This is a genomic window from Mesorhizobium sp. WSM4983 (assembly GCF_029625765.1).
Classification (GTDB): Bacteria; Pseudomonadota; Alphaproteobacteria; order Rhizobiales; family Rhizobiaceae; genus Mesorhizobium.
Window position 1 is genome coordinate 421254 of sequence record NZ_JARTVM010000002.1, and the last position, 12517, is coordinate 433770.

Below are 12517 nucleotides of genomic sequence, written 5' to 3' on the forward strand. Positions count from 1 at the left end.
GCCGTTTCCTTTTTGCCCGCGCTTGGTGTAACCAACGCTCACTTCCACACCGGGCCCTTTCCCGCATGCTCATTATCCGCTCGCTGGCGTTCAACCTTGCCTTCTATCTCAGCCTGGTCGTTCAGATGATCTTCTGGACGCCCTTCTATTTCCTGTCGCCCCGCCACCGCGCCTGGTTCGTGCCGAAATTCTGGTCGCGCACCTCGATGTGGCTTTACGACAAGATCGCCGGCACCAGGAGCGAAATCACGGGTGCCGAGAACCTGCCTGAGGGGTCCTTCATCCTGGCGCCCAAGCATCAGTCCTTCTGGGATGCGATCGCCTTTTTTCCTTATCTCGACGACGCCTTGTATATCCTGAAGCGGGAGCTGACCTGGATCCCCTTCTTCGGCTGGTACATCATGAAGATGCGCATGATCCCGGTCGACCGCGGCAGCCGCTCCAAGGCGCTGAAAGCTGTCGTTGCCGCGACAAGGCAGGAGATGGCGCGCAATCCGCGTCAGCTTATCATCTACCCGGAAGGCACTCGTCGCCCACCGGGCGCCGAGCCGTCCTACAAATACGGCATCGTCGAGCTCTATACCCAGCTTGGCGTTCCCGTGGTGCCGGTCGCCCATGTCGCCGGCCTCTACTGGCCGCGCCGCAAGTTCATGCGTTATCCGGGCACCATAAAGGCCCGTTTCCTGCCGCCGATTCCTCCGGGGCTCGACAAGGAGGAGTTCATGCAGCGGCTGATCGGAGAGACCGAGACCGCCTGCGACGAGCTGCTGGTCGAGGCCTCGCGCGCGCCGAACCCGCCGCCGATGCCGCCGACGGCGGTGAAGCGGCTGGCGGAGCTCGGCGCTGCGGCGAAGGCCTGAGCTCCCCTTACGGCAGCCCCGCCAGTGCAGTCGTCAGCACCAGCGTCGCCGCGAAGACGAGATTGATGATCCGCGACGCCAATGGATCGCGCAGCAGCCTCGCGAAAATCGTCCCAGCGAGAAGCCAGAGCACATGAATGGCGACGATCATCGCTGCCAGCACCAAAAGTTTGGCCGAAATCCCGAGCCCGTCGACCGTGGATGAAGCTCCCGCGAAGACCGCGCCGATCGCCACATAGGCTTTCGGGTTGGCGACGGCGAGCATGAAGCCGCCGAAGAAGGTGGGACGCGCCGCCGCATTGCCGCGTTGGGCAAGCGGCGGCGCTGTCGCGATCCTGAAGGCAAGGTAGAGGATATAGAGGGCCGAAGCGACAGTCAGCAACGGTGCCAGCCCCGGCACCGAGGCGAGCATGCCGAATATCCCGGCGGCCACAACCAGGAGCACGGCCGTCGTTCCAAGCACGATGCCGGACGTATAAGCCAGCGAAGGCCGCAGCCCGAAAGCGGCGCCGACGGCGGTGACGCTGATCGTCGCCGGACCTGGGCTACCCATGACAACGGTCGCCGCCATGACCAGCGCCAGCACCTGCTGCCAGGGCTGCGCTTCGGACAAAACGTCTCCGACGATGCCGAACCTCAATTCCTGCCGCGATCGGGTAGGAATTATCGCGAGGCTATCTGCAAGGTCTTGGACGATCGTGCGGGGGACCTGCTGCACCAACGCATGTTGGATCCAGGTCAGGCCGGCATCCGCCTGAATATCGACACGCCTTAAGCGCTGGCGCGATCGAGCGCTGCGATGTCGTCGGCGGAAAGCTTGAGCGATGCGGCGCGGATCAGGCTTTCCATCTGTGCGTGCGTCGTGGCGCTGGCAATCGGCGCGGTGATGCCCGGCCGCGCCATGATCCAGGCGAGCGCCACTTCGGCCTGCTTGGCCGAATGGCGCCCGGCCGCGGCATCGAGCGCGGAGAGAATGCGCATGCCGCGTTCGTTGAGATACTTGGCCACGTCTTCGCCACGCTCGCTCCGGCCAAGGTCGGCCTTGCTGCGGTATTTGCCGCTGAGGAACCCCTTGGCCAGGCCGAAATAGGTGATGACGCCGAGGCCTTCCGCCTTGCACAGGTCGAGCAGCGGGCCGTCCAGCGAAGAGCGATCGTACAGATTGTATTCGGGCTGCAGAACCTCGTAACGCGGCAGGCCCCGCAGGCCGGCGACATCCAGGGCCGCGCGCAATTGCCCCGCATCGAGATTGGAGCAGCCCGGATAGCGGATCTTGCCCTTCTCGAGCAGGCGCTGATAGGCGCCGAGCGTTTCCTCGTAAGGCGTGGCCGGGTCCGGCCAGTGCGACAGATAGAGGTCGATGACGTCGGTCTGCAGCCGCTTGAGCGATTGGTCGACCGCCTTTTCGATATAGGCTGCGGAGAGGTCCCGCCTGCCCTGTCCCATGTCGGAGCCGACCTTGGTGATGACGACGATGCTGTCCCGGTTGCCGCGGCTCTTCATCCAGTTGCCGATGATGGTTTCGGATTCGCCGCCTTTGTTGCCCGGCGCCCAGCGCGAATAGGCGTCCGCCGTGTCGACTGCGTTGAAGCCGGCCTCGGCAAAGCGGTCGAGCAGGTCGAACGAGGTCTTCTCGTCGGCGGTCCAGCCGAAGACGTTGCCTCCAAGGACCAGCGGCGCGATGGAAAGGTCGGTGCGACCGAGACGGCGTTTCTGCAAGACTGATCTCCGTGATGCTGGGAAGGGCCTGGGTGCCCAGAGGATGGATTGCGGCTAAGCTAGGTCGTGCCTTGCCGAGGTCAAAGGCATGGTTTTGCTTTTTGATCGGGCCAGATCTTCACGAAGACGCGACCTGCCGCCCCACCTCTTCCAGCCAGTGGTCGCGGATGCCGAGCGCCCTCAGATGCTCCACTGTGCTCAGGACATAGTCTTCGTTCCTGCCCGATTGGCCCACGGCGCCGCGCACGACTTTTGCCGCATGGCCGGCGTCGAGCCCGCCGGCATATTGCTCATGCGCGCGGTCGACGATGTAGGCGACCGCTTCGACCGTTCCGCCTTGTCCCGCCCCATCCAGCCGGACATCGAGAGTGCGTTCGAGATAGACGCTGGTCACCAGCTCGCGCTCGCGCAGATAGGAAAGCACTTCGTCACGCAAATCGCCGGGCACGCGGAAGGCGAGCCCGACGCAGGAGCCGCCGCGGTCGAGGCCGAGCACCAGGCCCGGCCGCTCACGCGTACCGCGATGGACGAAGGAATAGACGCAGAGCGACCGGCGGAAGCCGTAAAGACGGGCGCGCCGCGTCTCGACATGTGCGAAACCGGGCCGCCAGATCAGCGACCCGTAGCCAAAAACCCAAAAATCGCCCATATCGCCAAGCCTGATTGCATTCGAGTGACGACACCACACCGGTAAGGTGCTTCTTCTGTCCCCGCTTGTCGTGCGTAAGAACAACCACCCGCTCGCCGCATGAGCGGGTTAACGAGAGCCGCAGCATGACGTCAAGTGACGAGCGATCGCGCAAACCTCGCCGCCGGCTGTTCTGGCTTGCGGCGTTCATCTTGGTGCTGTTCGCGCTCTACAGCGGCGGATGGTTCTATCTCGCCGGCAAGGTCAAGACCGAGGCCGAGCGGGCCGTGGCCGAGCTTGGAGGCAAGGGCATCAAGGCCGACTGCGCCAATCTCACGGTCAGTGGTTATCCACTGGACTTCACGGTCGCCTGCGACAGCCTGGCCTATCAGGACGATGCCAGGAATGTAGCGGCCTCGACCGGCGATATGAACGTCGTCGCTCGCATCACCCAGCCTCTGTCGCCCGTGGCGAACCTGCGCGGGCCGTTGCGGACTGTGGCGCCGGGCATGCCGCCGCTTTGGCTCGACTGGGACAAGCTGCACGCCACGGTCAAGCTGTCATGGCCGCTTCCGCGCCGCATTTCGCTTCAGGCGGAAGGCTTGTCTGGACAGACCGATCCGGCCGACGACACCGATCCCGTGCAGCTGTTCAGCGCCGGCCAGGCGGCCGGCCAGCTGCAGCCGAACGGCCAGGACCTCGTCTATACCGGCAGCTTTGGCGACCTGAAGATCGACGCGGAAGCTGTCGGCGGACGCGTGCTGCCGGAACTCGACGGCGCCGGCGAAGCGACAGTGAAGAACGGCGTCGCGCTGATTAAGGCGCCGCCGAAAAGCCTGCGCGGCCAGTCGGTCGAGATTGCCAGCCTCGACGTGTCATCGGGCACGGCGCGCGTAACTGTGTCCGGGCCGATCTCGATCGACGCCGACGGCCTGATCGATGCAAATCTGTCGATCAAGCTGAAGGACCCAAAGGCCGTAGCGGCGATCCTCGCCGGCGCCATTCCCGAGCACAAGAGCGAGATCGAGCAGGGTTTTGCCGGCATTGCCATGCTCGGCAACCAACCGTCCATGCCGCTCAAGATCGTGAAGGGTAAAGCTTCGCTTGGCTTCATCCCGCTCGGCAAGATCAAGCCGGTCGATTGAGACTGCGATGGCCGGACCGATCAAACTGCTCAGCGTCGGCGCGTTCACCCTCGACACGATCCTGCGTGTCGAGACGCTGCCCGCGCATCAGGGCAAGTTCATCGCCAGCGACGGTGTCCAGATCGCCTCCGGCATGGCGACGAGTGCGGCCTGCGCCGCGCATCGCCTCGGCGCCGATGTGTCGCTTTGGGCGAGCGCGGGAGACGATGCGGTCGGCGACCGGCTGATTGCCGAGATCGAGGCGGAAGGCGTCGATTGCAGCCTGGTCCGCCGCGTCGCCGGCGCGCGCTCCGCGCTGGCCGCGATCCTGGTGGATGCCCATGGCGAGCGCATCATCGTGCCCTTCTATGACAGCAGGGCGCAAGCCGATCCCGACACGCTGCCGCTTGCCGAACTTTCCGCCCTCGACGCCGTGCTGGTGGACGGCCGCGCGGGACGCCGGCCGTCCGGCGATCCTCGACGCCGACACCGCGCCGATCGACGTGCTCGAGCGGCTTTTGCCGTTGGCCTCGCACATCGTCGCCTCGGAGCCGGCGGCGCGGATCGTCTGCGGCCATGCGCTCGATCCGGAAAGCGCATGCGCCGATCTCGCCTCGCGCACCGACGCCTTCGTCGCGGTGACGGGCGGCGCTGCCGGAACCTGGTGGCATGATCGGGGAACCGGTCGCGTCCGGCATGTCGAGGCGCCGAAGGTCAAGGCGGTCGACACGCTCGCCGCCGGCGACGTCTTCCACGGCGCCTTCGCCGTCGGCCTTGCCGAAGCCATGCCGTCCGAGCAGGCGCTGCGCTTTGCCAGCGCCGCCGCCGCGCTTAAATGCCTGCGCTTCGGCGGCCGGCTCGGCGCTCCGGACAGAGCCGAGACAATGGCCATGATGGCGGCGCACTGGCCCCCATCGGGACAGATCGAGCAGAAGGCCTAGGGCTTGGCCCCCGGGTGCTCCACGGCCTGACGGCCGAAATCCGGCACATCGATATCCTGGCCGGCCTCGATGATCGAGCGGCGGATGGCGCGCGTGCGGGTGAACAGGTCGAACAGCTTTTCGCCGTCGCCCCAGCGGATCGCTCGCTGCAACGAGGCCAGATCCTCCGAGAAGCGCGCCAGCATTTCCAGGATCGCGTCCTTGTTGTGCAGGCACACGTCCCGCCACATGGTCGGGTCGGAAGCGGCCAGTCGGGTAAAGTCGCGAAAACCGGAAGCGGAGTATTTGATGACTTCCGTCTTGGTCACCGATTCCAGGTCGTCGGCGGTGCCGACGATGTTGTAGGCGATGATATGCGGCAGATGCGAGACGATGGCCAAGGTCATGTCGTGATGCTGCGGGTCCATCGTGTCGATGTTGGAGCCGCAGCGCCGCCAGAATTCGGAGAGCTTTTCCAGCGCCTCCGGATCCGTGCCCGGCAGCGGCGTGAAGATGCACCAGCGGTTGTCGAAGAGATCGGCGAAGCCGGCATCCGGCCCGGACTTTTCCGTGCCCGCCAGCGGGTGCCCGGGGATGAAATGCACACCGACGGGCACATGCGGCTGCATTTGCGCGATCACCGAAGCTTTGGTTGAGCCGACATCGGTGAGGATCGCGCCTTTCTTCAGCGCCGGCGCGATCTCGGCCGCGACCTCGCCGGACGAGCCGACCGGAACCGAGACGATGACGAGATCCGCGTCGCGCACCGCGTCTTCGGCCTCGGTCGTGTAGGAATCGCCGAGACCCAGTTCCTCGGCGCGCTTGAGCGTCGATTGGCTGCGCGTAGCGACAGCGATGTGCCGCGCCAGGCCTTCCCGGCGGATGACGCGGGCCAGCGACGAACCGATCAGGCCGATGCCGACCAGCGCTATTCTTCCGAACATCGGTGCTGTCATGGTGCTTCAGCTTTTCAGAAATGTCTTGAGCGCCTCGACGACGCCGCGATTGGCCTCCTCGATGCCGATGCTCATGCGCAGCGCGTTGGGAAAGCCGTAGCCGGTGACGCGCCGCAGGATGTAGCCGCGCGCGCTGAGATAGTCGTCCGCGGCCGCTGCCGAATGCTTTTTGTTGTCGGGGAAGTGGATCAGCACGAAATTGCCGACGCTGGGCGTCACGCGCAGCCCGAGCCCGGTCAACTCCTCGCTGACCCAGGCAAGCCACTTCTCGTTATGCGCCACGCTGCGCTCGACATGGGCGCGGTCGCGGATGGCCGCGATGCCAGCCTCGATCGCGGTTGCATTGACGTTGAAGGGCCCGCGCACCCGGTTGATGGCATCGACGATATGCGCCGGTCCGTACATCCAGCCGATGCGTGCGCCGCCGAGGCCGAGCTTGGAGAAGGTACGGGTCATGACCACGTTCTCCGAGCTCCCGGCCAGCTCGATGCCGGCTTCATAGTCGTTGCGCCGCACATATTCGGCATAGGCCGCGTCGAGCACCAGGAGCACGCTCTTGGGCAGTCCGGCATGCAGCCGGCGCACCTCCTGGAACGGCACGTAAGTGCCGGTCGGATTGTTGGGGTTGGCGAGGAACACGATCCGCGTCGCCGGCGTCACCGCGGCGAGGATTGCGTCGATGTCGGCGCGCTCGTCCGTCTCCTTGACCGCCACCGGCTTGGCGCCGGCGGCTTGGATATAGATCTTGTAAACCATGAAGGCGTGTTCGGTGAACACGGCCTCGTCTCCCGGCGCGAGATAGGTCTGCGCCAGCAGCCCCAGGATCTCGTCGGAGCCATTGGAGCAGACGATGTTTGCCGGATTGAGGCCGTACACATCGGCGATCGCCTCGCGCAGCCGGCGGGCGGAGCCGTCGGGATAAACGTCCAATTTGGCAGCCACCTCCCGGGCGGCCTCGATCGCCTTCGGCGAGGGCCCGAGCGGATTCTCATTGGACGACAGCTTGTAGACCTTCGTCACGCCGGCCGGCGCGGTACTTTTTCCCGGCACATAGGCCTCGATGTCCATGATGCCCGCGCGGGGCGTCGGACGTGGCTGATCCTGCTTCATGTCACAAATCCGTCGAGAGGCCCTGGTTCGAGGCCGCAGCGGAAATACAGGCGGTGGCCCCGAATGTCGAGGGGCCGGCGCGCTCGCGCGTAGGCAGACCGTTGACGAAGCGCGGCGCTGGCCCTAGAAGAACAGCCGGATCTCCCGTGGTGATTTGGCCGGTCGGCTTGCAGCCACGTTAAACAATTCGCTAAAGGGCCGTTTGCAACCTGTAACCGGCTTTGCGAAGGCAGGCCGGTTTTTTGTTGTCCGTTGCCGGCCGGACGCCGTATCGCGAGATCGATGCGACTGGATGGGGAATGCAATGGCCGCTCAGCGCGCTCCAAGGACCAACCACGAGGCCGACCAACCGTCGAGCCCGGTGTTGCAGTTCGGTCCCGACAAGCCGCTAAAACTCGATGCGGGCACCGTGCTGTCGCCGTTCCAGGTCGCTTACCAGACCTACGGCGCCCTCAACGACGCCCGCTCCAACGCCATCCTCGTCTGCCACGCGCTGACCGGCGACCAGCATGTCGCCAGCACCAACCCGGTGACCGGCAAGCCGGGCTGGTGGGAGGTGCTGATCGGCCCCGGCAGGATCATCGACACCAGCCGCTTTTTTGTCATTTGCGCCAACGTCATCGGCGGCTGCCTCGGCTCCACCGGCCCGGCCTCGACCGATCCGGCGACAGGCAGGCCCTATGGGCTCGACCTGCCGATCATCACCATCCGCGACATGGTGCGGGCGCAGCTGATGCTGGTCGATCATTTCGGCATCGAGAAGCTGTTCTGCGTGCTCGGCGGCTCGATGGGCGGCATGCAGGTGCTGCAATGGGCCGCAAGCTACCCGGAACGCGTCTTCTCCGCGTTGCCGATCGCCACCGGCGCCCGCCATTCCTCGCAGAACATCGCCTTCCACGAGGTCGGGCGGCAGGCTGTCATGGCCGATCCGGACTGGCACGGCGGCAAATATCTCGATTTCGGCAGGCGGCCGGAAAAGGGGCTCGCCGTGGCGCGCATGGCCGCGCACATCACTTACCTCTCGGAAGCAGCGCTGCACCGCAAGTTCGGCCGCAACCTGCAGGATCGCGAGGCGCTGACCTTCGGCTTCGACGCCGATTTCCAGATCGAAAGCTATCTGCGCCATCAAGGCATGACCTTCGTCGACCGCTTCGACGCCAACTCCTACCTCTATCTGACCCGCGCTATGGACTATTTCGACCTCGCCGCCGACCACGGCGGACGGCTGGCGGATGCCTTCGCCGGCACCAAGACACGCTTCTGCCTCGTGTCGTTCACAAGCGACTGGCTGTTCCCGACCGAGGAAAGCCGCTCGATCGTGCATGCGCTGAACGCCGCCGGCGCGTCCGTCTCCTTCGTCGAGATCGAGACCGATCGCGGCCATGACGCTTTCCTGCTCGACGAACCGGAATTGTTCGCGGCCATCAACGGCTTCATAGCCTCGGCCGCGCGCGCAAGGGGGCTCAGCCTATGAGTGGCGCGCGATCTCTGTGTCCTGGCCGCACTTCTGAGACGCCGAGATTCCCATTGGCTGCAAATGCTCAAAGGCCGGAGGTGTGCCCATGAGCGTTAATCGCGCTCAGCGCGTCGACCTCGAAGTCGTCACCGATCTCATCCCGCCGCATTCGCGCGTGCTCGATGTCGGCTCCGGCGATGGCGTGCTTCTGGAGGTTCTGCAGGCGACCAAGCAGGTTGATGGCCGCGGCCTGGAGCTGTCACAGCGCGGCGTCAACGAATGCGTGGCGCGCGGCCTTTCCGTCGTCCAGGGCGATGCCGACAAGGACCTCGAATTCTACCCCGACAAAGGTTTTGATTTCGTCGTCCTGTCGCAAACGCTGCAGGCGACCCGCAACCCGAAACTTGTGCTCGACGAGCTGCTTCGGATCGGCAACCGCGCGATCGTCTCCTTCCCCAATTTCGGCCATTGGCGCGTGCGCTTCTCGCTGCTGATCAAGGGCAGGATGCCGGTCACCAAGGACCTGCCCTATTCCTGGTACGACACGCCGAACATCCACTTCTGCACCATTCGCGACTTCGTCAATCTGTGCGAAGAGCTCGGCGCGACGGTCGAGAAGGCGACCGCGCTCGACGCCAACGGCCAGAAGATCGGCCTGTCGATGCCCTGGTGGTTCTGGAACTTCTTCGGCCAGCAGGCGGTGTTCTTGCTGAAACGATGATCTCGCTCGATCTCTTTCGACGCCGGCCGGCCGTGGTTCAAATCCCGTCGGAAATTCTGTCGGAGATAAGCACAGGGATTCTTGTGTGCACTTCGCCGCGTACCGGCAGCAATCATCTTGCAGGACTGATGGCTTCCGCCGGGCTGGGCAATCCACTGGAGTGGTTTGGCGGGCGCCGGCTGCTCGAACAGCCAGGCTATCCGCGCGATGCCAGAGGGCAGCTTCTGAGGGCGCTGACGGAAGGACGGTCCTCTTCCGGAATCTACGCGATCAAGCTTTTTGCGAGTCAATTCGCTCAAGTTGCCAAGAAGGTGAACCTCCCCGCCAGTCTTCCCAACCTTCACTATGTGCGCCTGACGCGCAGCGATTTGCTGGGTCAGGCGATCTCATGGGCGCGTGCGCGCCAAACCCGCAGATTCCGCTCTAGCGAGGTCAATCGCGCATCCCCACGCTATGACGGCGAGGCTATCGCCGAATCGCTCGAAAAGATTCTGATGGAAAATCTGGCCTGGGACGGGTGGTTCGCGAAAAACGGGCTGTCCTTTCTTGCGCTAACTTACGAGCAGGTCCAGCAAAACCCGAGAGGAAGCCTCGAGAAAATTGCCCAGTTGGCCGGGGTCGAGCCTGTCTGGGGAACGAATCTCGGATCAGGTCTCGAAATCCAGCGCGACGCGACCAATGACGAATGGAGAAAACGTTTCCTGTCTGAATATGCCGACCCGTCGAGCTTCCCGCACAGAAAAAAGCGCGGGTTCCTGAAGATCTAGAAAGAATCATGCGATTGAAGCGCAAACTTGCAAATAGAATGGCACCGAGAATCGTTTGACGGCATACCCCGCAGGGCTATAGCGACTGTACCGGCAAAACTGGTGGTGATTATCTATGGCTGAACACCCGATCTATTCGATCGTCATGGAGATGGAGAACGCCAAATCCATCGACTGGAACGAGATCGGCCTGGGGCTGAAGTCACTGGCGCGCGAAATCGCGGCTGTTTCCGCTAGCGGTTTTACAAAGCCAAAAGTTGTCGTGTCGCATGGCGGGCCCGATTCGGACGGCAGCTTGCTGCAAGCGAGCATTGAAGCTGAAGCGCCTGAATTGATGCAGGTTGCCGACCTGACAATCACAGCTTGCCCCGACGGTCGGTATTACGAACTCAAGAACAACGGCGTGCTTTTGACCGAAGGAGACATCGTCGTTTTCCTGGATTCGGACACGGTCCCTCAGCCAGGTTGGCTTTCAAATCTGCTGCAGCCGTTTCAACAGCCGCAAACCGTCTGCGTGAACGGCCATACCTATCTGTCCTATGACGACTTCTTCTCGAGAACCTTCGCCTTGATCTGGTTCTTCCCGATGGCCCGCGGAGATGAAAGATTCGCCTCGAAGCGGGCGATCAATGCCAACAATGTCGCCTTCCGGCGCCATTGGATCGTCAACCACCCTTTCCCGGCACATAACGGCTTCAAGGTGTCCTGCACGCTGCTGATGCACCAGCTTCGGCGCGAGGGCCACAAGATCGTCAACGTCGATGCGCGCGTTTACCACTACTCTCCGCGTGGCTGGCGGTTCTTCTATTGGCGCGCGTTGGTGACCGGCAGGGACGCCGACCGCAAGTTCGTCGCGCTTCATGCCCCCAGTCGCAGCCAGCGGATCGTCAAGTCGTTCAGTCGCTGGTGGACCATGTCGTGGCGCACGACGCGACGCGTGCTCAGCCACGCGCCGCAAACGGGTATGCCTCTTTGGCAGATCCCGTTTTCACTGGTGGTGGGCCTGGCTTTTTATACCCTGGCATTTCTTGGTCATTTCAGCCTCGCTGCCGGTCTCGTAAGCGACGAAATCGAAACCGTGCCTGACTATGTCGGGCATAGTTGAAGGATAAACCGCCGCGAAGTGTTGCTTTCAAACCGCATAACTTTGAGGAAACATGCTCTGAACTTGACCCCGATGCGACACCTCAGGTGACATAGGCGGCTCTTTTCTGTAGCGTTTGCCGAATCCATCCGGGGGCGGACATGGAGGCAGGTTGTGCCAGTATCTTACGGTCATCGTTTATCTGCCCATAACGAAAGTTAGATGCCGACTGCCTCCGACCCAGCTCCGCTGATCACCGTGATCACGCCGACGCACAACCGGCGAAGCCAGGTCGTGCGCGCGGTGGAAAGTGTTCTTGCCCAGACACTTACCCGCTTCGAGCACATTGTTGTCGACGACGGTTCGACCGACGGAACGGCCTTGGCGCTGGCCGAGATTCGCGATCCCAGACTGATCTATGTCGGCGCGAAATGGCGCGGCGCCAATGCCGCGCGCAACGCGGGCATCGAGCGCGCGCGGGCGCCGATCGTGACCTTTCTTGATTCGGACGATGTCTATCTGCCGGACCGCCTCGACCGGACGCTGTCGCACTTCGACAGGAACCCCTCGCTCGAAGTGCTGATCAGTTCCTTCATCTCGGTCAAGGGCGGCCGCAGCACCAAATGCATCAATCGTCAGGCCTTGCTCGACAAGAGCAGGCTGCAGCGCGCCCTGGTCTCGCAGACGATCTTCATCGCTGGCTCGGCGATCACCGCCCGGCACGAATCGCTGCTTGCGATCGGCGGCTTTGACAGCGATATCACGCGCATGCAGGACCGCGAATTGCTGCTGCGTTTTGCCAACCGCAGCGGCGCCTTGCTGTCGGATGATATCGACTGGAAGAAATACAATTCGGAAAATTCGATCTCCGGCCGGCGCGACGGCTATGTCGAGGCCTACGCCAACCTGATCGGCAAACATCCTTATATTGCCGACCGCTATCCCGACGTGCCGCCCTATATGATCGCGCGGCAGATCATCGCCGACATATTGAAGGGGAGGCTGCCACAGGCCTTTTCGGGCTATCTCGCCAATCGGTCGTCAAAGGCGCTCGGCTACTCGCCGACCGAACTGCTGCGCGGCTATGTCGTCGGCCGGCGCTGGCGCCGCGATTGCTATGACGAGTTCCGCGCCAAATACGGCGCCAGAGCGGCCTGAGGCACAGCGCGGCG

At 63.5% G+C, this 12517-nt stretch carries 12 protein-coding genes, 1 pseudogene and 1 riboswitch; of the genes and pseudogenes, 8 read left to right on the forward strand and 5 right to left on the reverse strand.

Annotation, left to right across the window (positions count from 1 at the left end):
- Window positions 1-65 precede the first annotated feature (65 nt).
- Window positions 66-860, forward strand: coding sequence for a lysophospholipid acyltransferase family protein (locus tag P9254_RS09290; RefSeq protein ID WP_095779346.1), 795 nt, complete (start codon window positions 66-68; stop codon window positions 858-860).
- Between the two features lie 7 nt (window positions 861-867).
- Here the strand turns inward: P9254_RS09290 and P9254_RS09295 are convergent, their stop codons facing one another.
- From P9254_RS09295 to P9254_RS09305, 3 genes are all read right to left on the reverse strand, one after another.
- A complete protein-coding gene (locus P9254_RS09295) occupies window positions 868-1488 on the reverse strand; it encodes a LysE family translocator (RefSeq protein ID WP_278053572.1) in 621 nt (206 codons plus the stop codon).
- A 143-nt stretch (window positions 1489-1631) separates the two neighbouring features.
- Complete coding sequence (locus P9254_RS09300) at window positions 1632-2579, reverse strand: aldo/keto reductase (protein WP_278053289.1); 948 nt, start codon at window positions 2577-2579, stop codon at window positions 1632-1634.
- Between the two features lie 118 nt (window positions 2580-2697).
- A complete protein-coding gene (locus P9254_RS09305; RefSeq protein WP_067319144.1) occupies window positions 2698-3228 on the reverse strand; it encodes a gamma-glutamylcyclotransferase in 531 nt (176 codons plus the stop codon).
- A gap of 125 nt (window positions 3229-3353) precedes the next feature.
- Here P9254_RS09305 and P9254_RS09310 point away from each other — a divergent pair, with 125 nt between their 5' ends.
- Together P9254_RS09310 and P9254_RS09315 are read left to right on the forward strand one after the other, a co-directional pair.
- On the forward strand, window positions 3354-4352 hold the full coding sequence (locus P9254_RS09310; RefSeq protein ID WP_066990272.1) for a DUF2125 domain-containing protein: 999 nt from the start codon (window positions 3354-3356) through the stop codon (window positions 4350-4352).
- Between the two features lie 7 nt (window positions 4353-4359).
- A pseudogene (locus P9254_RS09315) lies at window positions 4360-5272 on the forward strand (sugar kinase).
- On the opposite strand, the gene P9254_RS09320 reads toward P9254_RS09315, so the two are convergent.
- Window positions 5269-6195, reverse strand: coding sequence for a prephenate/arogenate dehydrogenase family protein (locus P9254_RS09320; protein WP_095799891.1), 927 nt, complete (start codon window positions 6193-6195; stop codon window positions 5269-5271). The pseudogene P9254_RS09315 and the gene P9254_RS09320 overlap by 4 nt on opposite strands.
- Before the next feature lie 18 nt (window positions 6196-6213).
- The gene (gene hisC, locus P9254_RS09325) at window positions 6214-7317 is read right to left on the reverse strand and encodes a histidinol-phosphate transaminase (RefSeq protein WP_278053293.1); all 1104 of its coding nucleotides are present in this window, start codon (window positions 7315-7317) and stop codon (window positions 6214-6216) included.
- A gap of 136 nt (window positions 7318-7453) precedes the next feature.
- A riboswitch (SAM riboswitch) is annotated at window positions 7454-7531 on the forward strand.
- 90 nt (window positions 7532-7621) lie between these two features.
- Here hisC and metX point away from each other — a divergent pair.
- From metX to P9254_RS09350, 5 genes are all read left to right on the forward strand, one after another.
- Window positions 7622-8791 (forward strand): homoserine O-acetyltransferase MetX, encoded by a 1170-nt coding sequence (gene metX / locus P9254_RS09330; protein WP_095782441.1) that lies wholly within the window; start codon window positions 7622-7624, stop codon window positions 8789-8791.
- An 88-nt stretch (window positions 8792-8879) separates the two neighbouring features.
- On the forward strand, window positions 8880-9494 hold the full coding sequence (gene metW, locus P9254_RS09335; protein ID WP_066990286.1) for a methionine biosynthesis protein MetW: 615 nt from the start codon (window positions 8880-8882) through the stop codon (window positions 9492-9494).
- Window positions 9443-10261, forward strand: coding sequence for a Stf0 family sulfotransferase (locus tag P9254_RS09340; protein WP_127247125.1), 819 nt, complete (start codon window positions 9443-9445; stop codon window positions 10259-10261). The genes metW and P9254_RS09340 overlap by 52 nt, the downstream gene beginning before the upstream one ends.
- Window positions 10262-10376: 115 nt before the next feature.
- A complete protein-coding gene (locus tag P9254_RS09345; protein ID WP_278053298.1) occupies window positions 10377-11366 on the forward strand; it encodes a glycosyltransferase in 990 nt (329 codons plus the stop codon).
- 201 nt (window positions 11367-11567) lie between these two features.
- Entirely contained in the window at window positions 11568-12503 is a 936-nt protein-coding gene (locus P9254_RS09350) for a glycosyltransferase family 2 protein (RefSeq protein WP_095782444.1), read from the forward strand.
- Window positions 12504-12517: the final 14 nt, after the last annotated feature.

Coding starts and splice junctions, on each gene's coding strand:
- P9254_RS09350 (WP_095782444.1), top strand. CDS start 11,568: ATGCCGACTGCCTCCGACCCAGCTCCGCTGATCACCGTGATCACGCCG.
- P9254_RS09345 (WP_278053298.1), top strand. CDS start 10,377: ATGGCTGAACACCCGATCTATTCGATCGTCATGGAGATGGAGAACGCC.
- P9254_RS09290 (WP_095779346.1), top strand. CDS start 66: ATGCTCATTATCCGCTCGCTGGCGTTCAACCTTGCCTTCTATCTCAGC.
- P9254_RS09305 (WP_067319144.1), bottom strand. CDS start 3,228: ATGGGCGATTTTTGGGTTTTTGGCTACGGGTCGCTGATCTGGCGGCCC.
- hisC (WP_278053293.1), bottom strand. CDS start 7,317: ATGAAGCAGGATCAGCCACGTCCGACGCCCCGCGCGGGCATCATGGAC.
- P9254_RS09310 (WP_066990272.1), top strand. CDS start 3,354: ATGACGTCAAGTGACGAGCGATCGCGCAAACCTCGCCGCCGGCTGTTC.
- P9254_RS09320 (WP_095799891.1), bottom strand. CDS start 6,195: ATGTTCGGAAGAATAGCGCTGGTCGGCATCGGCCTGATCGGTTCGTCG.
- metW (WP_066990286.1), top strand. CDS start 8,880: ATGAGCGTTAATCGCGCTCAGCGCGTCGACCTCGAAGTCGTCACCGAT.
- metX (WP_095782441.1), top strand. CDS start 7,622: ATGGCCGCTCAGCGCGCTCCAAGGACCAACCACGAGGCCGACCAACCG.